General features: G+C 61.5%; 14 protein-coding genes and 1 pseudogene. 5 read left to right on the forward strand and 10 right to left on the reverse strand.

Annotated elements, in window-relative coordinates:
* Positions 1–124: 124 nt before the first annotated feature.
* On the reverse strand, positions 125–1,051 hold the full coding sequence (locus ACNQOP_RS19915) for an alpha/beta hydrolase (protein WP_284988105.1): 927 nt from the start codon (positions 1,049–1,051) through the stop codon (positions 125–127).
* Positions 1,052–1,077: 26 nt separating this feature from the next.
* Complete coding sequence (locus tag ACNQOP_RS19920; protein WP_284988104.1) at positions 1,078–2,763, reverse strand: flavin-containing monooxygenase; 1,686 nt, start codon at positions 2,761–2,763, stop codon at positions 1,078–1,080.
* A 177-nt stretch (positions 2,764–2,940) separates the two neighbouring features.
* On the opposite strand from ACNQOP_RS19920, the gene ACNQOP_RS19925 reads away from it, so the two are divergent.
* The 4 genes from ACNQOP_RS19925 to catC all read left to right on the forward strand — a co-directional run bounded on the left by ACNQOP_RS19925 (position 2,941) and on the right by catC (position 8,198).
* The gene (locus ACNQOP_RS19925) at positions 2,941–5,265 is read left to right on the forward strand and encodes an ATP-binding protein (protein WP_284988103.1); all 2,325 of its coding nucleotides are present in this window, start codon (positions 2,941–2,943) and stop codon (positions 5,263–5,265) included.
* Between the two features lie 602 nt (positions 5,266–5,867).
* Positions 5,868–6,788 carry a LysR substrate-binding domain-containing protein gene (locus ACNQOP_RS19930; protein ID WP_284988102.1) on the forward strand — a complete coding sequence of 307 codons (921 nt, stop codon included), beginning with the start codon at positions 5,868–5,870 and terminating at the stop codon, positions 6,786–6,788.
* Positions 6,785–7,885, forward strand: coding sequence for a mandelate racemase/muconate lactonizing enzyme family protein (locus ACNQOP_RS19935; protein WP_284988101.1), 1,101 nt, complete (start codon positions 6,785–6,787; stop codon positions 7,883–7,885). The genes ACNQOP_RS19930 and ACNQOP_RS19935 overlap by 4 nt, the downstream gene beginning before the upstream one ends.
* Positions 7,886–7,919: 34 nt before the next feature.
* A complete protein-coding gene (gene catC, locus ACNQOP_RS19940) occupies positions 7,920–8,198 on the forward strand; it encodes a muconolactone Delta-isomerase (protein WP_224023536.1) in 279 nt (92 codons plus the stop codon).
* Here catC and ACNQOP_RS19945 read toward each other — a convergent pair.
* Positions 8,155–8,808: a helix-turn-helix transcriptional regulator gene (locus ACNQOP_RS19945; protein WP_416405523.1), complete on the reverse strand. Its 654-nt coding sequence runs from the start codon at positions 8,806–8,808 to the stop codon at positions 8,155–8,157. The two genes, catC and ACNQOP_RS19945, sit on opposite strands and share 44 nt — an antisense overlap.
* A 23-nt stretch (positions 8,809–8,831) precedes the next feature.
* On the opposite strand from ACNQOP_RS19945, the pseudogene ACNQOP_RS19950 reads away from it, so the two are divergent.
* Positions 8,832–9,014, forward strand: a pseudogene (locus ACNQOP_RS19950) (catechol 1,2-dioxygenase); the annotation flags it as partial.
* Positions 9,015–9,119: 105 nt separating this feature from the next.
* Here ACNQOP_RS19950 and ACNQOP_RS19955 read toward each other — a convergent pair.
* From ACNQOP_RS19955 to ACNQOP_RS19985, 7 genes are all read right to left on the reverse strand, one after another.
* Positions 9,120–9,794 carry a GDSL-type esterase/lipase family protein gene (locus ACNQOP_RS19955; protein ID WP_284988099.1) on the reverse strand — a complete coding sequence of 225 codons (675 nt, stop codon included), beginning with the start codon at positions 9,792–9,794 and terminating at the stop codon, positions 9,120–9,122.
* A gap of 597 nt (positions 9,795–10,391) precedes the next feature.
* Complete coding sequence (locus ACNQOP_RS19960) at positions 10,392–12,908, reverse strand: sugar-binding domain-containing protein (RefSeq protein WP_416405520.1); 2,517 nt, start codon at positions 12,906–12,908, stop codon at positions 10,392–10,394.
* A 314-nt stretch (positions 12,909–13,222) separates the two neighbouring features.
* Positions 13,223–13,387, reverse strand: coding sequence for a hypothetical protein (locus ACNQOP_RS19965; protein ID WP_416405521.1), 165 nt, complete (start codon positions 13,385–13,387; stop codon positions 13,223–13,225).
* 77 nt (positions 13,388–13,464) lie between these two features.
* Positions 13,465–14,985 carry an L-arabinose isomerase gene (gene araA, locus ACNQOP_RS19970; protein WP_284988097.1) on the reverse strand — a complete coding sequence of 507 codons (1,521 nt, stop codon included), beginning with the start codon at positions 14,983–14,985 and terminating at the stop codon, positions 13,465–13,467.
* 65 nt (positions 14,986–15,050) lie between these two features.
* Positions 15,051–16,160 carry a LacI family DNA-binding transcriptional regulator gene (locus ACNQOP_RS19975; RefSeq protein ID WP_284988096.1) on the reverse strand — a complete coding sequence of 370 codons (1,110 nt, stop codon included), beginning with the start codon at positions 16,158–16,160 and terminating at the stop codon, positions 15,051–15,053.
* Between the two features lie 80 nt (positions 16,161–16,240).
* Positions 16,241–16,930 carry an L-ribulose-5-phosphate 4-epimerase gene (locus ACNQOP_RS19980; RefSeq protein WP_416405524.1) on the reverse strand — a complete coding sequence of 230 codons (690 nt, stop codon included), beginning with the start codon at positions 16,928–16,930 and terminating at the stop codon, positions 16,241–16,243.
* Positions 16,931–16,974: 44 nt separating this feature from the next.
* On the reverse strand, positions 16,975–18,597 hold the full coding sequence (locus tag ACNQOP_RS19985; protein WP_284988093.1) for a xylulokinase: 1,623 nt from the start codon (positions 18,595–18,597) through the stop codon (positions 16,975–16,977).
* Between the last annotated feature and the right edge of the window lie 187 nt (positions 18,598–18,784).

The raw sequence follows: 18,784 nt of genomic DNA on the forward strand, positions 1-18,784 counted from the left end.
TGGCTGGTGGCCGCGGCGAAGTGCTTGTTCTCGCGGAACCTTGCGGTGGCGCCGGCACCTGAAGCGGCGGCGGTGGCCTGGGTTTCTACTGTCATGATGACTCCTTTGTCTGCGTGTGTGTGATCTAGCGCGTGAACTGCCGGCGGAGGAAGGCCACGGCTGCGTCATGGATTTCGCTGCTGCGCGGCACTGCCCCGGACATCCAGTACGCGCCGTGAATGAGTCCTTCGATCCGGCGTGTTTCCGTTTCGGTGCCCGCTTCGGCCATGGCGGCTGCATAGGCTTCGGCCTCGTCGCGGGCCACCTCGTATTCGGTGGTGACCACGAGCGCCGGCGGCAGGCCCGCCAGTGATTCGGCCTTGGATGGCGTGGCCAGCGGGTTCTCAGCATCCTGCGGGTTGGAGAGGTAGCTCCCCCAGAACGAATCGAGGTCCGCCGCGGTGACTATGTAGCCCTCACCAAACTCGGCGCGGGAGCCGAGCCTTGCGTTGGCATCGATGATCGGGTAGATCAGGATTTGTCCGCTCAAGTGGGGGCCGCCGTCGTTCTTTGCGCGCTGAGCCGCCACGGCGGCGAGGTTCCCGCCCGCGCTGTCCCCCATCACCACAATCTTCGATGCATCACCGCCGTACTGTCCGATGTTGTCCGCAGCCCAATGGAGTGCGGCGTATGTGTCATTCGTCGCTGCCGGGAAAGGGTGCTCGGGTGCGAGCCGGTAGCTGGCGGCGACCACGATGACTCCGGCATCATTGGCCAGTGCCCGCATCGGTTCTTGCGCCACTGCAAGGTCGCCGCCAATGAAGCCGCCACCATGGAAATAGACCACCACCGGCAGCACCTCATCGGTCCGCGGGATGTAGATTCGGAGGGGCTGGTTGCCGCCGGGGCCCTCATAGGCCTGGTCGATCACCTTGGCGATGTCCTGGTGCGGCTTCTGAAGCCCCACGAAGGAACCCACCACGCCACGTACCTGCTCCGGGGTCATGGAAGCGAAGGCCGGTGAACCCTGGAGTGCGTCGATGACTCCTTGTGCTGCTGCATCTACAGTCATGTCAAAAGTCCTTTGTATGGAGGCGGTTAGTTGGCGGTCGCGGGGACTTTGGCACCGTCCAGGACGAAACCCTTGTACCCGCCCTTGACGACGTCGGCGCAGATCTTCCGGTAGGTTGGCGCACCGCCGAGATAAACCAGGCATTTGCGCGGCTTCCCGGGGATGTTGGCACCCATGTACCAGGAATCCGTGCCGGGCAGCAGGGTGGCTGCGGCCAGTTCGTTGGCGTGCTGCACCCACTGCGCTTCGGAGGTTTCGTCCGGCTCGATCGCGTCGAGGTTGCGGTCCCGTAGGTACTGGATGGCATCGGTGGCGAAGTCCACGTGGTCCTCGATGGCGAGCGGCATATTATACAGCACCGACGGGCTCTGCGGGCCGGTGATGAGGAAGAGGTTCGGAAACTCGCTGACTGAAATGCCCAAATAGGTCTGCGGGCCGTGGGCCCACTTCTCCTGCAGGGTGCGCCCGTTCCGGCCGACAATCCCCAAAGCCATCAGCGGCCCCGTCATGGCGTCGAACCCGGTGGCCAGGATGAGAACGTCGAATTCGTACTCGCCCTCAGAGGTCTTGACCCCGGTCCGGGTGACACTGTCGATCGGATCCCGGCGGACATCAACCAGTGTGACGTTGTCCTGGTTGTAGACCTCGTAATAGTTTGTCTCCAGCGGCGGACGTTTTGTGCCGTAGGCATAGCCCTTGGGTGCCAGGAGTTCGGCGACGGCGGGGTTGTTGACCCGTTCGTGGATACGTTCGCGGATGTAGTCCGAGATGGTGTCGTTGGCGTCCTTGTTGATCAGGATGTCCTGGTAGCTGTCGATGAACAGCCGGAACCCGCCGCGGTCCCACCGGTTGTCGAAGGTGGCTCGGCGTTCATCCGCCGTGACCGACAGTGCGGAGGGCTGGACGTCGCTGTAGGGAACGCCGAGGAAGTGGTTGCGCGAGGCCTCACGGATGGCCGGGTAATTGGCCTTCACTTCGCTGATCTCCTGTGGATCCGCCGGACCGTTGCCGATGGGGGTGGCGTAGTTCGGCGTTCGCTGGAAGACAGTGAGGCTGCCTGCTTCCTTCGCGATTGCGGAGATGGCCTGGATCCCGGTGGACCCGGTTCCGACGATGCCCACCCGCTTGCCGGCAAAGTCAACCGGGGTATGCGGCCAGTTACCGGTCAGGTAGACCTCGCCCTGAAAGTCATCGATGCCCTGGAACTCCGGGGCCTTGGGCACGGACAGGTTACCGGCGCCGGAAATGATGAAGTGGGCGCTAATGCTGGCGCCATCTTCAAACCTGACCTGCCAGTGCTTCTGCTGCTCGGACCAGACCATCGACGTGATCCGGGTGTTGAACTGGATGTCGCGGCGAAGGTCGAATCGGTCCGCGACGTGGTTAAGGTACCGCAGGATCTCAGGCTGAGCCGCGAATTTCTCGCTCCATTCCCACTCCTGCTGGAGTTCATCAGAGAAAGAGTACGAGTAGTGGATGCTTTCGATATCGCAGCGGGCCCCCGGGTACCTGTTCCAGTACCAGGTGCCGCCGACGTCGGACGCCAAGTCGAAGGCACGGACGGTGAGGCCCATCTGGTCACGGACTTTATGCAATGCGTATAGGCCGGCGAAGCCCGCCCCCACGATGAGGACGTCGAGAACAGCATCGCCGGGAAAAGCCTCGGTCATGCTGCTGCCGGAAGTAGTTTGATTCTCCCTTGAATCCGCCATGAGTAGCTCCTGCTTGTATCGAATGGGACCTAGTAGCTGGTGTTGCTCCAGCATGGCTGCGGACACCTACCCGGGCACGGGGGAAACCACCCCCCTGACTACCTGTATTGTGTTTGGAGTCACACGGAACGCTGCCAACCCTGTATGACGGGCGAAATAGATGAAGTGGACCCCCAAATGACTAACGGTATTTTGAGACGCAGCGCCGGTGGCGCGTCTTCCATGACGAGCTTCGTAGGCCGGCGGCGCGAGCTCGCCGAAGCGAAGGCCCGGATGGCAGAATCCAGGTTGGTAACCCTCACAGGACCGGGCGGAGTGGGGAAAACCAGGCTGGCACTGGAACTGGCGGACCGCTCCCGGAAGGCGTTTCGCGATGGAGTCTGGGACGTTGGGCTGGCGAGCCTCGAGGACGAGGCGAGCGTGGCGTCGGTGATACTCGGAGCCCTTTCGGTGCCCGACCAATCCGCCCGTCCCGCCGTCGAAAAGCTGCTGGACTACCTCCGTGAGCGTGAACTCCTGGTGGTCCTGGACAACTGCGAACACCTCCTACAAGCCGCCGCCGAACTGACGGCACGGATCCTGCAGGAGGCCCAGGGGGTCCGGATCATCGCCACCAGCCGCGAACCTCTCGGAATCGCCGGGGAACGGATATGCCTGATTCCGCCGTTGGCTGTCCCGTCACCCGCCGAGGAACACACCCTGGAGAGCCTGGAGCAGTTCGAAGCGGTGAATCTGTTGATTGACCGGGCGCGGAGCATCATTCCGGACTTCGCCGTCACGGCTGAAAATGCCCCGGCCGTGGTCCAGTTGTGTAGCAGCCTGGACGGGATACCGCTGGCCATCGAACTGGCTGCGGCGCGGCTGCGTTCCCTCTCGGTGACCCAGATGGTGGAGCGGCTGGAGCGGAGATTCCAGCTGTTCACCGGCGGAGATCGGGCAGGGCTTCCTCGCCAGCAGACCCTGCGGGCGCTCGTGGACTGGAGCTACGAACTCTGCAACCCGGCCGAGCAGTTGCTCTGGGCCCGGTTGTCGGTGTTCCCGGGAAGCTTTGACCTGGAAAGCGCCGAACGGGTGTGCGGCTTCGGCGAGCTGGACCCGTTGGAGGTCATCGACCTGCTGGACAGGCTCGTGGCCAAGTCGATCGTCCTCATCCAGCGCACCGGTGAGCATGTCCGCTACCGCCAGCTGATGACCATGCGAGAATACGGCGGTGAACTGCTGGCCAGAGGAGGCGGGTATCCGCTCCTGAAGCGGCGGCAGCGCGACTACTACCTTCAAAGGTCCGCTGACATGGTGGCCGGCTGGTGTGGTTCGACACAGGCCGGGGCGCTTGCCGCCATGCGGGACGATCACGCGAACCTGATCTCCGCCTTGGAGTGGTCGGTCAACAGCCCGGAAGAGCAGCCCGCCGCGGCCGGACTGGCGTCCCTATTGCGGTACCACTGGATCGCCGGAGGATTCCTCAGCGTGGGACGGCGGTGGCTGGACCGCATCCTGGCTCAACCCGGAGATCACAGCCCTGAGCGCGGTGCTGCCCAGTGGGTGGCGGCCTGGGTGGCCCTCATCCAGGGTGACCGTGACGCTGCCGCGGCCTACCTTGACGCCTGTGAGGAGACTGCTGCCGCACTGAACGACGGCGTCCTGGCCGCGCATGCCTCCCACTGGCGCGCCCTTCACCACTATTTCAGCGGCAACCTGGCAGAGTCTGTACCCCTTTACGAATCAGCCATCGCCGCCCAGCGAAAGGCAGGCGATACAGCCTCCGTCCTGACGGCCCTGTTCCAGCTGGCCCTCGCACAAGCGTACGGCGATGCGAACGACGGGTTGGCCACCTGCCGGCAGTCCATGGAGCTCAGCAGCCGCCACGGCGAACGCTGGAGCCATGCCTATTCGCTGTGGGTTTCCGGGCTGTGCCATTGGCGCCTGGGACAGTACGCAGAGGCCAGGCAGGCGACCCTTGAAGCCCTGCATATCCAGCAGGAATTCAAGGACGCCATCTGTACTGCCCTGTCCATTGAGCTGCTGTCATGGACGGCCGTGTCCGAGTCGCAGTTTGAGCTGGCGGCGGAGTTGGGGAATGCCGCTTCCGGTGTCTGGACCGGTCTAGGCACCACCATCGACGCCTTCGGGCCACACCTGAAAGCCGATTCCCTGCTTGCCAGCGGGGCTGTCCGAAAGCATCTGAGCCCGCGGCGACTGGCGGAGCTTGCGGCGACTCGCGCGCGCGTCACCAAAGTGGACGCCATCGCGCTGGCTCTCGGGTCGCCGTCGGCGGCAGCCCCGGACGAAACGAAATCACCCCTCACGCCCCGCGAAAGTGAGGTGGCCAGGCTCGTGGGTGAAGGCCTCAGTAACCGGTCAATCGCCCAGACTCTGGTGATTTCCCCCCGCACGGTGGACGGCCATGTCGAAAACATCCTGGGGAAACTTGGTTTCAATTCTCGCGCCCAGATCGCAGCGTGGGAAGCAGGCCAGATGCGTGGCAAGCACCACGCGCCCTGACCGGATTCCACGGGGAATGCGGCCCCCGCAGGAAGTCAGGTATAGCGCTAGGCTATCCCACCCTCCTTTGCCCGTGCCGCAGACGCCAGTCTTAAAGGAGGGAGTTCCCCACCCATCAAGGACAGCGACATGAAGCGCATATCAGCACTAAGGATCCGGCACGAGTGTACCCTCGCCCATCTCGCCGGAAGCGGCGCCACCCGGCGCGCGCATGCTGACAGCCTGGCTGCGGGCTTCTGGCCGGCCAGGGAAGCGCTGCCCTCCGGCATGTCCCGCGTCCATATGCCCGTGCCGCAGGCGTCGCCTGGTGCGCCAGCGTGGGCCGGCTGGGCGGGGTCATGGGTCCGATCATCGTCGGCTGGCTGGCAGCCGCGGGGTCGGCGGGGCAACAGCCTTCTACATTTACGGCGCGGTGGCCCTCCTCGGCGGCGCCGTCACCATCCTGGTACCGCGCCAGCACAGGCTGGAGGAAGCTCTGCCCATTATTGAAGCCCCACAAGATTACGTCCAAAAAGTATCTAAGTATGGCTCTTTATGGTTACTCTTTGAATCAATGAGGTCGGCGCCGCGCCTCCCCCGGCCCGTTGGAAAGGTGGCACCGGATGGAAATCCGCCAGCTGAACTACTTCATCGCGGTCGCGGAGGAGCGCCATTTCGGCAGGGCGGCCAAGCGCCTGCACATGGCGCAGCCGCCGCTGTCCCAGCAGATCCGCCAACTCGAAGACCAGCTGGGTGTCCAGCTCCTCAACCGCACCACCCGCCGGGTGGACCTGACGGCGGCGGGCCAGCTCCTGTTGGACCGAGGCCGCCAGATCGTCAACGACGTCGAGACCCTCCGCGCGGATGTCTACCAGGTGGGCAAGGGCGCCACCGGCGTCCTCCGGGTAGGGTTCTCCGGCTCGGCAACCTACGGTGTCATGCCCCGGATCGCACGGCTCACCAAGCAGCTCCTTCCCGGCCTGTCGCTGGCGCTGAACGGAGAGATGCTGACGCCGTCAATGGAAGCGGGGCTGCGGAACGGAACCCTGGACGCGGCACTGCTGCGTCCCCCCGTCGCCTCCGAGGAAATCGACTATCGCGTCGTCACCCAGGAGCCGCTCGTCGTCGCCCTTCCCTCCTTCAGTGCCCTGGCGGTGGACCGGCCCGTGGCCATGGACGAACTGCAGGACCAGGACTTCATTGCCTACGCGCCGGAGTCCGTGCTAAACCGCATCACCTCGGACCTCTGCCGCCAGGTAGGCTTTCAGCCGCGGATCACGCAAGTGGTAGGTGAGACCTCCACCATGCTGGCGTTCGTGGCCGCGGGCGGCGGCATCGCCGTCATGCCGTCCAGCGTGCGAGCCTTCCAGCTCGAAGGCGTCGCCTACCGGGAGATTGACAATGTACCGCCGGTGGAACTCGCCGTCGCCTGGCTCCGCAGCCACCGTTCCGCGCTTCTGGACAACTTCCTTGACATCGTGGCCACGGCAACCGCTGATGCCGCCACCTCCGCTCCCGCTGATGAAAGGCTACTCCGCTCATGAAGATCGCAGCCATCGAGGCGATCCCCTACTCGATCCCATACCGCCACCCGCTCCATTTCGCCTCCGGCTCCGTGCACGAGGCCGACCACGTCTTGGTCCGCGTCCACACCGACGACGGCGTGGTGGGAACCGCAGACACCCCGCCCCGCCCGTACACCTACGGTGAGACGCAGAAGTCCATCGTCGCGGTGGTGCAGGATGTCTTCGCCCCGCAGCTGGTGGGCCTTGACGTCTTTGACCGGGAAAAGGTCCAGGCCGTGATGGTGCGGACCATCCACAACCAGACGGCCAAGGGGGCGGTGGACATCGCCGTCTGGGACGTCATCGGCAAGACCTTGGGGCAGCCCGTGACCAAGCTGCTCGGCGGCTACACCGACTCGCTGCGCGTGTCCCACATGCTCGGTTTCAAACCCGCTAAGGAACTCCTGGCCCTGGCCCTGGAGTTCCGGGAAACCTACGGCATCAACACCTTCAAGCTGAAGACCGGCCGCCGTCCGCTGAACCTGGACATCGAGGCCGCCAAGGTGCTGCGGGACGGCCTGGGCGGGGACGCCGAGCTGTACTTGGACGCCAACCGCGGCTGGACAGCCAACGAGGCCGCCGAGGTGCTGCGCCGCACCGCCGACCTCGGCTTGCAGTTCCTTGAGGAACCGGACGACGCCCGTGAAATCCTGGGCCGCCGCCGCCTGGTCACCAACTCGCCCATCCCCATTGCCGCGGACGAATCCGCTGCCAACCTCGGCGAGGCGGCCCGCGAAATCCTTACGGGCGGGGCCAACCTGCTGTCCGTCAAGACCGCCCGGTCCGGCTTCACCGAAGCCGCAAAGATCGTTGGCATGGCCGAAGGCATGGGCATCGACGTTTACATCGGCAACCAGATCGACACCCAGGTAGGCACCGTGGCCTCCGTCGTGTTCGGCGCAGCCTTCGCCCACACCGCCAAGCGTGCGGCGGAACTTTCCAACTACCTCGACATGACCGATGACCTGCTCGCCCGCCCACTGGCCATCACCGGCGGGCGGATCCACGTTCCCGAGGGTCCCGGCGCAGGCACCGACGTGGACGAGGACAAACTCGCCCACTACCGCACTGACTGACACCCACCCCTTCCAATTCCACCGAGAGGTCACCATGAAGTACCTGGTCCACATGGACGTCAACCTGCCCGCCGGCATGCCCGCGGAAGAAGCCGCAGCGATCAAGGCCACGGAAAAGGCCTACTCCCAGGAACTGCAGCGCTCCGGCAAATGGCCCGAAATCTGGCGCGTGGTGGGCGAGTACGCCAACTACTCCATCTTCGACGTCGAATCGAACGATGAACTGCACGGGATCCTGCAGCGCCTTCCCCTGTTTCCATACATGGACATCACCGTGGTCCCGCTGGCAAAGCACCCTTCGGACGTGAAGTAACCGGGTCAGTCCTTGGCCCGGAACGTGCCGCGAGTTCGCTGCGTGACCGGATACTCATCTTCCGGTACAGCCGCGTGAGGTGGTACTGCACCGTCTTTTCGGCCAGGAACAGGGTACGGGCCGCCTCCTTGTTGGTTGCGCCTGCCGCCACCAGCTCGGCCACGGCCTGTTCCTGGGCGGTGAGCTTTTGATGGTGGCTTTCCACCGAAGAAAGCACCGGGTCGGCCGGGTCCGGCAGGTTCCCGATATCCAGGCCGGTGGCCTTCAGCTCGCAGTCGCACCGTTCCGCATAGGTTGCCGCGCCGAGGGTGTCGTAGAGCTCCCGGGCCGCTCGCAGCACCGATGAGGCCAGGCGTCGTTTCCCGGCCCGGCGCATGCTTTGCCCGAACGCGAAGCTGATCCTTGCGCGCAGATAGGGGCGGTTGAGCCCGCGCAGGTGTCCCAGCGCCGCCTCGAAGTACTCCCTGGCCGTGTCCGGGTCCCCCTGCACGGCCAGTAGCCGGCCCTTGGCCCACGCTACCCGGGCCAAGTCGGAGGGTACTTCCCGCTCGCGGTGCACTCCTTCGAATGCGGTGAGGAACGTATCGGCGATATCGAGCTTGTCGGTCATGACCAGCGCGTTGACGTAGGTAGTCCGCACCGGGCTACGAGCCGGTCACGCAGCAGCTGTACTTCCCCGGCGACCCCCACAACGCGGACGACATCGCCTCGGCGGTGAAGCCTGAACTGATGCTGGATCCCCGCCCCCGAACCGACGGTAAGGGCGAGGAAGTAGTTTATGACTACGTCCTGGCAAAGCAGGGCCAGAAAAAGTAGCACGCAAACTGGGAGACACCCCCGCACGGAGGCACTCCGGAGCTTGCCCACCAGATGTCATAGAGATGTGCAATCCATCCTGATCAGATTGCAGATGAGGATCTTTTACTTTGCCGGGCCTGCCTGTTCCAGTTGTGGGGTCGTCGCCGGCACTAGGCCTAGAGTCGAAAATTGCTCTCTGAGGACCTTGGCCCACGCAGCGTATCCCAGACCGTTCAGATGCAGGGCGTCGGCGGTAAATTCCTTGCGCAGTGCACCGCTGGCATCGGCCAATGCTGGCCATAGGTCCACGAAAACCGCATCTTCCCGAGCGGCAATATCGCGGAGCCGCAAATTCAGGGCCGTAATGTCCTCTCGATATTTGCGGTGTCGCGGAATAACACTGTTAATCAGGAAAGGAGCCTTGGGAGCGCGTGTCCTGATTTCATTGGCGAGTTCTTGAATCGACGCTGCAATGTCTTCTACCTTTCGCTTTGCGCCGCCCAGGTCATTGGTTCCAATCAAAAGGGATATAGCCATGGGGTCATTGATCGCGGTGTTCAGCCTCGTGAAGACTCCCTGTACGTCATCGCCACCGATGCCCCGGTTGAGGGTTGGCAGATCGGGAAACCATTCGTTCCACTGACCCCCTTCAGTAATGCTGTCCCCTAGGAACAGGACTCTTCGAGGCGGGAGGGGCAGCTCTTCGAACTGGGAACGGCGCATGGTGATGCTCCGCGAAACGAAACGAAGGATCAAACGAGTAATGGGGTTCACTGATTCTTTACGAAATGCAAACATGTTCAAACTTTATTCCCGGCCCGGAAAAAAAGTCAAGGTCCTGATTGTCTCTTGAAAACGCTAAAGCACCGGCTGGGTCGACAATCAACCCTTTAAGGCGGCTGCATACAATGAACCGATGCATCCGACGTCGTTACCGAATGCAGTTACGGCGAGCAGGTCGCTGTCGTGAGATAGGCCGCAGATCTGGGGCTGGAATTTCTGGAGGCCGACCCGCTGACTCATGATTCGCTTGACTCCTTGTTGGATTCCTCCTTGCCGTGGGCACCTTCCTCATTTGCGAGTCTATCCTTTACACCTGATCGGCAGCTGGCCCCGGTAATTGCTGCCTACTGTAGATATCTGAACGCACTCCAGGTTTTTGAAGTAAGGATGCAGCCATCTTTGTGTTGGGCGGCGAACGTAGGCGTTCTCTTGGCCGAGACCCTGCGGAAGGTTGCCCTCCGTCCGCAGGCTATACACACCAAGTTATCCCGGTAGAGTTCCCGCTTTTCGTCGTTCATGCTGTTGAATTGTCCGGCCGTGATGTCTTCACCGTTCAATAAGCAATGCACTCTATTCATTAGCAGCATTATATTTCAAGGAGCTCAGGCATCTTCATATCGGCTGCGGGTTTGTGCGATCCGGGCCTCCCGATCCACGTAAAAGCTCCGTTGATTTATTGGCAGGTTTATCACTGGTGGTCATCTTGACCGTTGTTTGGGTCAAGCCTTCTGCGGTGGCTGTTAGAGTGATCTCTCCCGGACGTGCTGTGGTGCGAATAACCGCTTGGGCCCGTCCTTGGTAGGTACTGTGGGTTGTCGAGCTCAGCTCTTCGGTGGTCGTGGGGTTGGCGCTTCCAAAGCCCAGCAGCATGCCCTCTCCCTCTACCCTGACTGTCACCGGCCTGTCGGCGAGTGGTTTGAGCACGCCATTGTTGTCGGTGAGCTCTACGTTGACGTAGATCAGGTCTGAGCAGCTTGCTGTCGCCTCGCTCGTTTCAGCCTGTACTCGCAGGAGTGTTTCAGGCCCAGCGGAAGTCAGCATGTCGGAGCCGGTAACATTGCCAGCTTTGTCGTATGTAGTTGCTGTGAGCTTCCCAGGCGTATAGGGGAGGAGGAAGGCCACGCGAAAGAGGTTCTTTTCACGGATTTTTTTGGAAGCAATGAATTTATCGTTCAAATGCAGCTCAACGCGGTAGGCGTCAGCAAATACCTCCACTTCGGCTTCGACTCCTTCATACCCACTCCAGCTCCAGCTGCGTAGAGCGTCGGTCGGGCGCCAATTGTTTTTCGCGCGCTTCTTACCCGAATGGTTTAGGGGACGCACTGCCATCAGCGGGCCTTTTCTGAGGCCCCACACGATCTCGTTATAGTACGACCATGGTTGCCGGTAACCGGTTATATCGATAATAGGCGCACCGGCCAAGAGTGCCGGGTACGGCTGGAACAATCTCCGGGGACTGTCATACTGTTGGGTGGCAATGCCCGCCTCCCCTATGTAGTCCCAGGCTGTCCACACGAATTCGCCGATCACGTTAGGCATCGAGTTGATCAGACGCCACAACGCTGGGGTTGTGGTGGGAAAGGTCTCCGTACCGACAATGACTCGATCGGGATATCGCTTGCTATCCCGGGCCCACCGGTCGTGGCCATAATTGTATCCAGCGACGTCAAGGGCGAACTGTGCGTCTTTCGTCCGCTTCTCGGCCTGTGGGAGTCTGAGTAACAGCGGAGTGAGCTTCTCGAAGGCACCCATCAGAAAGTTGAGCAAAGCGATTGTCTTTTCGGGGTTATCGCCCTTCTTATCACTCTCAGTTTTTTTGAGTTCCGCTTTGGGCTCATCCTTCGGGGCGATAAAGCTGAGGAAGACGTTCACTCCATTGGTGACATAGCGGCCCGGATCCGCCGCTCGGGCATGGGCAGCGATTTGGTAGCCGAGCGCCTTTCCCTGGTCCGTGGAGACCTCCCCAATTTCATTGCCGATCGAGTACATGATGACTGAGGGATGGTTATAGTCCTTGTCTATCAACGCGTCCAGGTCACGCTGCCACCACTCAAGAAAGTGCTGCGAGAAACCGTCTCGGGACTTGGGCCTCCACCATTCATCACCGAGTTCATCCATCACGAGCATGCCCAGTTTGTCGCACGCTCGGAGAGTAGCCCGTGATACCGCGTTGTGAGCACTTCGGATTGCGTTATATCCGGCGTCTCGCAGGATGCGAATACGCCGCTCTTCGGCAGCATCCAATGTGTGGGCCCCGATGACACCGTTGTCGTGGTGTATACATCCACCGCGCAATTTTGTCGTTATGCCGTTGATCTGCAGCCCGCGTTCTGCGTCAACCGTCACAAGCCGGATGCCAAATGTATCCCCAACCGCGTCCAGAACACTGTCGCCGTTGGAGAGCTCAGCGTAGACATCGTAAAGGTGGGGTTGGTCCGGTGACCACAGGTGTGCACCGTCGAGGACAAAGTCGACATCGTGGACGGCGCATGTTCCCGCTTGAACCACAAGCTCTCGGGAAGATACCGAATGCTCCTGTCCGTCCGGGCCTGTGAGTCTTAGTCTCAATACGGAAGTTCGCGGCCCGGTGTCATCATTGACGACGGTTGCGCGGGCATTCAGCTTAGCCGTCGTGCCATTGAGACCAACCGTCCTGAGGCGGACGCCAGCCGGATCAATGTGCAACGGGGGACCAACAAGGAGACTGACTGGACGATAGATCCCGCTTCCGGAGTACCAGCGCGAATTGGGGCCGGAAGGGTTGTTGGCTACTACCTCAAGGAGGTTCTCTTCCCCGTACTTCAGGTTGTCATCAAGTGTGACCCGGAACTCTGCGTAGCCCGAGGGGCGGCCACCGATGAGCACGCCGTTGAGGTATACCTCGGAGCGCATGTAGACACCTTCAAACTCCATGACGACGTGTTGCCCGTGCCATGCTTTGGGTGCGAAAAACGTATTGCTGTACCTGTACACACCACCCGGGTAGAAGCCTGTGTGGTAGCCGTTGGCGGTCGCCGGGTCGCGTCTCTCGTACAGCATCGCGTCGTGCGGAAGTGTTACAGCTGTGGACTCCTTTGATCCGGCAATGCCGGAAACGAGCCAGCCAGTATTGAACGATGTGCGTTTCATAATCCCTCGATATGGTGGGTGAACTGATTAAGCAGTCGAAGCAGTCTTAGTGGCCTTAGGCACGAGATCCTAGTCCCGAGATGCGCTGGAGGCGGGCCTGCGCCGTCGGGCAAGACCTGCACTGCCAGGCACGGCGTTCCGCACACTTCTACCCCATAACGGTGCCGGTGTTCTCGAAGTGGACGACCTTGGTGATACGTCGAACGGGCCTGTCATTGGGACTGGAAAGACGTTTGAAAAAAGGTCTCCATGAGGTCGAACGTTTCTTGCGCGGAGCGGTGCCCTGCTCCCGAGCCGATGACGTTGGCGTCTTTTTATTTCCTGGCGAGACAGCCGTCGAATGGTTCCGCACAAGTGCCGCACGGATGCCCCTCACTTTTGTTGGCTGCGATTTGTTCACCGTTGCCGGAACCGCCGGGGAGGCATGCCCAAGGCATGCCTCCCCGCTCGTGGGTCGGCGATAGCAGCACGGGCAGCACGAATACAAAATCCGGGTAGTCGACCTGCGGGTCGTACGTCTCTGGATAACCGTGAGTCCGGCGGGCTCAAACATTCGTCAGATTCCGCCGGCCAGCTTGTAGTACGCGGCGTTCCAGTTGAGTTCCTTCTTGAACTGTTTGATGGTGGTGCCCTCATCGATGGTCAGGAGTTCGGTCTTGGCGATTTCGGCGAAGTCCTCGAACACGTCCAGGCCCACCTGGGTGGACAATACCGTGTGGTGCGCGGCACCGGCGGTGAGCCACGCGGCGGCTGAGGTGGCGAAGTCGGGCTTCGGTTCCCACAGGGCGCGGGCCACCGGCAGGTTAGGCAGCGGCTGGTCAAGGTCCACGACGTCCACGACGTTAGCGACCAGGCGGAACCGATCGCGCATGTCGGACAGGGCGACGACGATGCCGGGGCCGGCGTCCGTGTCGAACACCATGCGGACGGGGTCTTCCTTGCCGCCGATGCCCAGCGGGTGGATCTCCACGCGCGGCTTTTTGGCGGTCAGTGAAGGGCAGACCTCCAGCATGTGCGCACCCAGGATCTTTTCGCTGCCGGGCTCAAGGTGGTACGTGTAGTCCTCCATGAGCGACGCGCCGCCGGGCAGGTCCCCACCCATCACCTTGGCGGCGCGGACCAGGATTGCGGTCTTCCAGTCACCCTCGGCGCCGAAGCCGTAACCATCGGCCATGAGGCGCTGGACAGCCATGCCGGGGAGCTGGCGCAGCTCGCCCAGGTCCTCGAAGGAGGTGGTGAACGCTGCTGAACCGTTGGCTTCGAGGAAGCTGCGAAGCCCCAGTTCGATCTTGGCGCTGTACCGCAGCGACTCGTGGCGGGCGGCGCCGGCCTTCAGCTCATCAGCCACTTCGTAGAGGCGCTCGTACTCGGCAACCAGAGCGTCGACGTCGGACTCTGCGGCGCCGTGGACTGCCTCGGCGAGTTCGTTCACGGACCAGGTGTTCACCGAGACGCCGAAGCGCAGCTCGGCTTCGGTCTTGTCGCCTTCAGTGACCGCGACGTTGCGCATGTTGTCGCCGAAACGGGTCAGCTTCAGGGTCCGGACGGCGGCCCAGCCGGCCGAGGCGCGCTGCCAGGCGCCCACCTGACGGGCGACCTCGGGGTTGCTGACATGCCCGACGACGGTCTTCCGCGGCACGCCCAGGCGCGACTGGATGTACCCGAACTCGCGGTCGCCGTGGGCTGCCTGGTTCAGGTTCATGAAGTCAAAGTCGATGTCAGCCCACGGAAGGTCGCGGTTGGCTTGGGTGTGCAGGTGCAGCAGCGGCTTGCGGAGCGCGTCCAGGCCTTGGATCCACATCTTGGCCGGGCTGAACGTGTGCATCCACGCCGTCACACCAATCACGGAATCATCCGAGTTCGCTTCCAACGCCGTGCGGCGGATGGCGTCGGAATCGGTGAGGACCGGCTTCCAGACGAGCTTGACCGGGACGTCGCTGCTGGCGTTCAGGGCGTTGGCAATCTCCTGCGACTGCGCTGCGACCTGCTTGAGGACGTCCTCGCCGTAGAGGTGCTGGCTACCGGTGAGGAACCAGACCTCGTAACCGTGGTGGGAACTGGATATTGCGGTACTCATGAGGTTCTCCAATTGAAATTTGATAATGGATAGTGGCCCAAGTAGCGGCGGCCGGTGAGCGATGACTAACCCAAGTTCCGATCCGCAGTGCTCCGGATCTTTAGGGGCTTGTCCAGACTGTCGACAGTCTGGGGCGTGTGGGTACGATACGTGGGGGTGCCGGCGTGGTGATGTGCCGTACTTGCGCGAATTTGAACGGCTGGGGTGATAACCGTTGTGCGCGCCGGCATTCCAGAATCGAGTTCTTGAAGTATTGAGTCAACGGATTTGCGGCCCAGCTCTTCGAAATTCTGTCGCACCGTTGTCAGAGGCGGGGTGAAGTAGGCACTCTCCGGCTGATCGTCGAAGCCGACAACGCTGACGTCTTCCGGTACCCGTATCCCTGCTTCAGCAAAGGCCCTCAGGACTCCCAAGGCCATTTGGTCGTTGGCGACGAACACAGCTGATATCCGCTGGTCCCGCGCGATTTCGTTGCCGATGGTGTATCCGCTGGCGGCGCCCCAGTCACCTGTGAACATATGTTCATCGGGGAGGACGGCGTCGCGTAAGGCTTCTCGCCAGCCTTCCCGACGTTCGGAACTATCTGACCATCCGGGAGGGCCTGAAAGGTGAGCTATTGAGCGGTGGCCTTGCTGGAGAAGATGTTGGACTGCGAGACGTGCGCCCTGGCGCTGGTCAACTAGTGTCCCGCTGAAGTTCTTGTTGGCTGGGGATCCGACGGTTACGACAGGCACGGCCAGCTTCATATCGTTCAACGCTAAAAACGCGTCCTCATGGGGTACGACCACGGCTATGCCGTCAACTGGTTGGTCGAATAAATGGTTCATGGCTTCCCAAATCCTCGTCCTGCTTACTTCGCGCAGCGCAGCGACGCTCACGGAATAGCCAGCTTCCTTGGCTGCCTGTTCGATGCCCATCAGCGTGTTGGCTGGACCGTACTGGGACAATTCACTTGCGAGTACGCCGATCCTTCGCGAACGGCGGGTGACCAAGCTCCTGGCAGCTGTGTTGGGCCGATACCCCAGCTGGGAGATCGCCGCCCTGACGATTTCTCTTGTCTCCGTGCGGACGTTCGGGTGATCGTTGATGACTCTGGAAACCGTTTGATGTGAAACGCCGGCTAAGGCCGCCACGTCCTTCAGCCTTGGTGCCCGCCTTTCAGTGGTCCTTCCCATGAGTCACCAAGCCAGTGTGTCGTGCTCGGACACCGGCGGCAGCGTTGATGAGCCGTCAAGATCTTGGATAACGGGCTTTTTCAACTCAGTGCCCCCTTGGGTTCTTGCCCGTAGACGTTCTGGTAGCGGCTAAACAGGGCATCAACCGCTGCGGGGGCGATAAGGTGCGGTTCTCCTAACTGTCGAGAGAACAGGACGGACCGGGCTACGTCTTCAACCATGACAGCTGCCTTGACAGCGTCCTTGGCATCCTTGCCGATGGTAAAGGGGCCGTGGTTCTTCATCAGTACGGCACGGGAGCGGTGGCCCTTGAGGGTATTGACGATTCCGCGCCCAATGGAGTCGTCGCCGATGATTGCGAACGGGCCGATAGGAATCTCGCCGCCGAACTCGTCTGCCATCGCTGTTGTTACGCAGGGTATGGGTTCACCGTGCGCCGCCCAGGCCACGGCATACGGGGAGTGAGTGTGTACCACTCCCCCGACCTCAGGCATGTGGCGGTAAACGTAAGCGTGCGCAGCAGTATCGCTTGAAGGTGCCCTTTCTGAACCGGGTGAGTCAGGGACGACCCGGCCATCGAGGGTGCAAAGAATCATATTGTCTGCGGTCAGTTCGTCGTAGAGGACACCGCTGGGTTTGATCACAAAGAAATCAGTTCCCGGAACCCGGCCGGAGACATTGCCTCCAGTCCACACCACCAGGTTGTAACGCACGAGTTCCGCATGGAGTTCGGCGACGTCGGTTCGAACTCCAGTAATGGCCTCCTTTATCTCGTAAGACACTTGACTGAATGGCTGATAGGTTGTGTTCGAGCTCACAGGTGCTTTCCTTTTAGAGGGATTGACTCAACGGCCGTGCGTTGCACGGCGAGTCCATCGGCATATCGGTCCAAGAAAGCCGAGAACCCCATTGCGTCGGAAGGGTCAGGGTTAGTTGTTTCGAAGGCGGCGCCACCGAAAGCGTGGTCTCGCAAAAATTCATTGAGGTCTTTCGAGGAGTGGGTGGCGAAGGCCGCAAGCACGGCGATGCCCCAGGCGCCCCCCTCGGAAGCGGACTCTGCGACGGAAACGGGTGCGTTTAGGGCACCAGCTAGAAAGCGTTGAGCAATTCCAGCGGTTCGGAACATGCCGCCGTGCGCGAACATCCGATCGACGACTACCCCTTGGGCGGCAAGGACGCGCATCCCGAGCATAAGGGTTGCGAACACGCCGTACAGCTGGGAGCGCATAAAGTTTGCAAGAGTGAACGTACTGTCAGGTGCTCGTACAAAGAGTGGGCGACCGTCGCGCACACCAGCAAGAGGTTCACCGGCAACATAGTTGTACGCGATTAATCCGCCTGCATCCGGGTCGCCTTCCAGCGCTTCTTGAAGGAGGGCGGTGAACACGGAGTCCTGGTCGATAGTGCAGCCTGATTTAAGCGCGAATTGGGCGAAGACCTGTACCCAGGCTGCAAGTTCACTTGCGCCGTTATTGCAGTGAACCATTGCAACGGGAACGCCCGCCGGAGTCGTTACGAGATCGAGCTCGTGACGGACCTGCGCCAACGGCCTTTCAAGGACAACCATGGCGAAGATGCTCGTGCCCACACTGACATTGCCCGTCCGGGGGGCTACAGAGCATGTGGCAACCATTCCAGTACCGGCATCACCTTCTGGCGGGCAGAAAACCGCCCCGGGCTGCAGGCCACCTGAGGGGTCAAGCAACGCAGCGCCAGGCCCCGTCAGGGTGCCGGCGCGCTCACCAGCCACCAACACTTCGGGGAGCACCTGCCTGAGGTCGAGCGCGGGAACGGCATCAGCTACAAGTGCGTTGTAACGGGCCAAAAGGTCCGAGTCGTAGGTATGACTGGCCGAATCGATCGGGAACATGCCAGAAGCATCACCGATTCCGGTTACTTTCCTTCCCGTGAGACGCCAATGAACATAACCGGCAAGGGTGGTCATGAAATCAATGCGTGGAACATGGTTTTCACCGTCCCTCAGCGCCTGGTGCAGGTGGGCGATCGACCAGCGGAGGGGGATGTTGAGGTCGAATACCTCTGTAAGCTCGGCAGCTGCCGAGCCCGTAGTGGTGTTCCGCCAGGTCCTGAATGGCACGAGTTGTTGTTCATCGCAATCGAAGACCAGATAGCCGTGCATCATGGCGGAAACACCAATCGCTTGAAGAATGCGCGGTTGCACCCCATAGCGCTCTTCGCAGTTCGCAACGAGATCTGCATAGGCTTTCTGGATTCCAGTCCAGACGTCGGTCAGCGAGTAGGTCCACACCCCGTTTTGGAAGCTGCTTTCCCAGCTGAAGCTCCCCAAGGCGAGCACGTGCCGGGGATCATCCCCTATGAGGCAAGCCTTTATGCGAGTTGAGCCTAGTTCAATCCCCAGACGAGCGCGTCCGGAACGAATGGCATCGACTGCAAACGACGTACCGGAAAAATTCACAGTAATCCTTCTCTTGCTGGCTCAGGCCAGATAGTTTCTCGACATGTGGGGGCAGCCTAGGCATGCCAGAGGGATGCGGGTTGGATTTGGTTAGCGCTAACAATGGTGCGAGACACTCCAATCTCAAGGAGGGTCCCTATCCCTATTTGCCGCTTGTTCGATGTCTCACCCGCGGAACCGGGTCGTA

This window comes from Arthrobacter sp. LFS091 (assembly GCF_047977885.1).
Taxonomy (GTDB): Bacteria; Actinomycetota; Actinomycetes; order Actinomycetales; family Micrococcaceae; genus Arthrobacter.

Excerpts from the sequence above, each read along its gene's own strand:
- ACNQOP_RS19915 (WP_284988105.1), bottom strand. The coding sequence starts at position 1,051 with ATGACTGTAGATGCAGCAGCACAAGGAGTCATCGACGCACTCCAGGGT.
- ACNQOP_RS19920 (WP_284988104.1), bottom strand. The coding sequence starts at position 2,763 with ATGGCGGATTCAAGGGAGAATCAAACTACTTCCGGCAGCAGCATGACC.
- ACNQOP_RS19925 (WP_284988103.1), top strand. The coding sequence starts at position 2,941 with ATGACTAACGGTATTTTGAGACGCAGCGCCGGTGGCGCGTCTTCCATG.
- ACNQOP_RS19930 (WP_284988102.1), top strand. The coding sequence starts at position 5,868 with ATGGAAATCCGCCAGCTGAACTACTTCATCGCGGTCGCGGAGGAGCGC.
- ACNQOP_RS19935 (WP_284988101.1), top strand. The coding sequence starts at position 6,785 with ATGAAGATCGCAGCCATCGAGGCGATCCCCTACTCGATCCCATACCGC.
- catC (WP_224023536.1), top strand. The coding sequence starts at position 7,920 with ATGAAGTACCTGGTCCACATGGACGTCAACCTGCCCGCCGGCATGCCC.
- ACNQOP_RS19945 (WP_416405523.1), bottom strand. The coding sequence starts at position 8,808 with ATGACCGACAAGCTCGATATCGCCGATACGTTCCTCACCGCATTCGAA.
- ACNQOP_RS19955 (WP_284988099.1), bottom strand. The coding sequence starts at position 9,794 with ATGTTTGCATTTCGTAAAGAATCAGTGAACCCCATTACTCGTTTGATC.
- ACNQOP_RS19960 (WP_416405520.1), bottom strand. The coding sequence starts at position 12,908 with ATGAAACGCACATCGTTCAATACTGGCTGGCTCGTTTCCGGCATTGCC.
- araA (WP_284988097.1), bottom strand. The coding sequence starts at position 14,985 with ATGAGTACCGCAATATCCAGTTCCCACCACGGTTACGAGGTCTGGTTC.
- ACNQOP_RS19975 (WP_284988096.1), bottom strand. The coding sequence starts at position 16,160 with ATGGGAAGGACCACTGAAAGGCGGGCACCAAGGCTGAAGGACGTGGCG.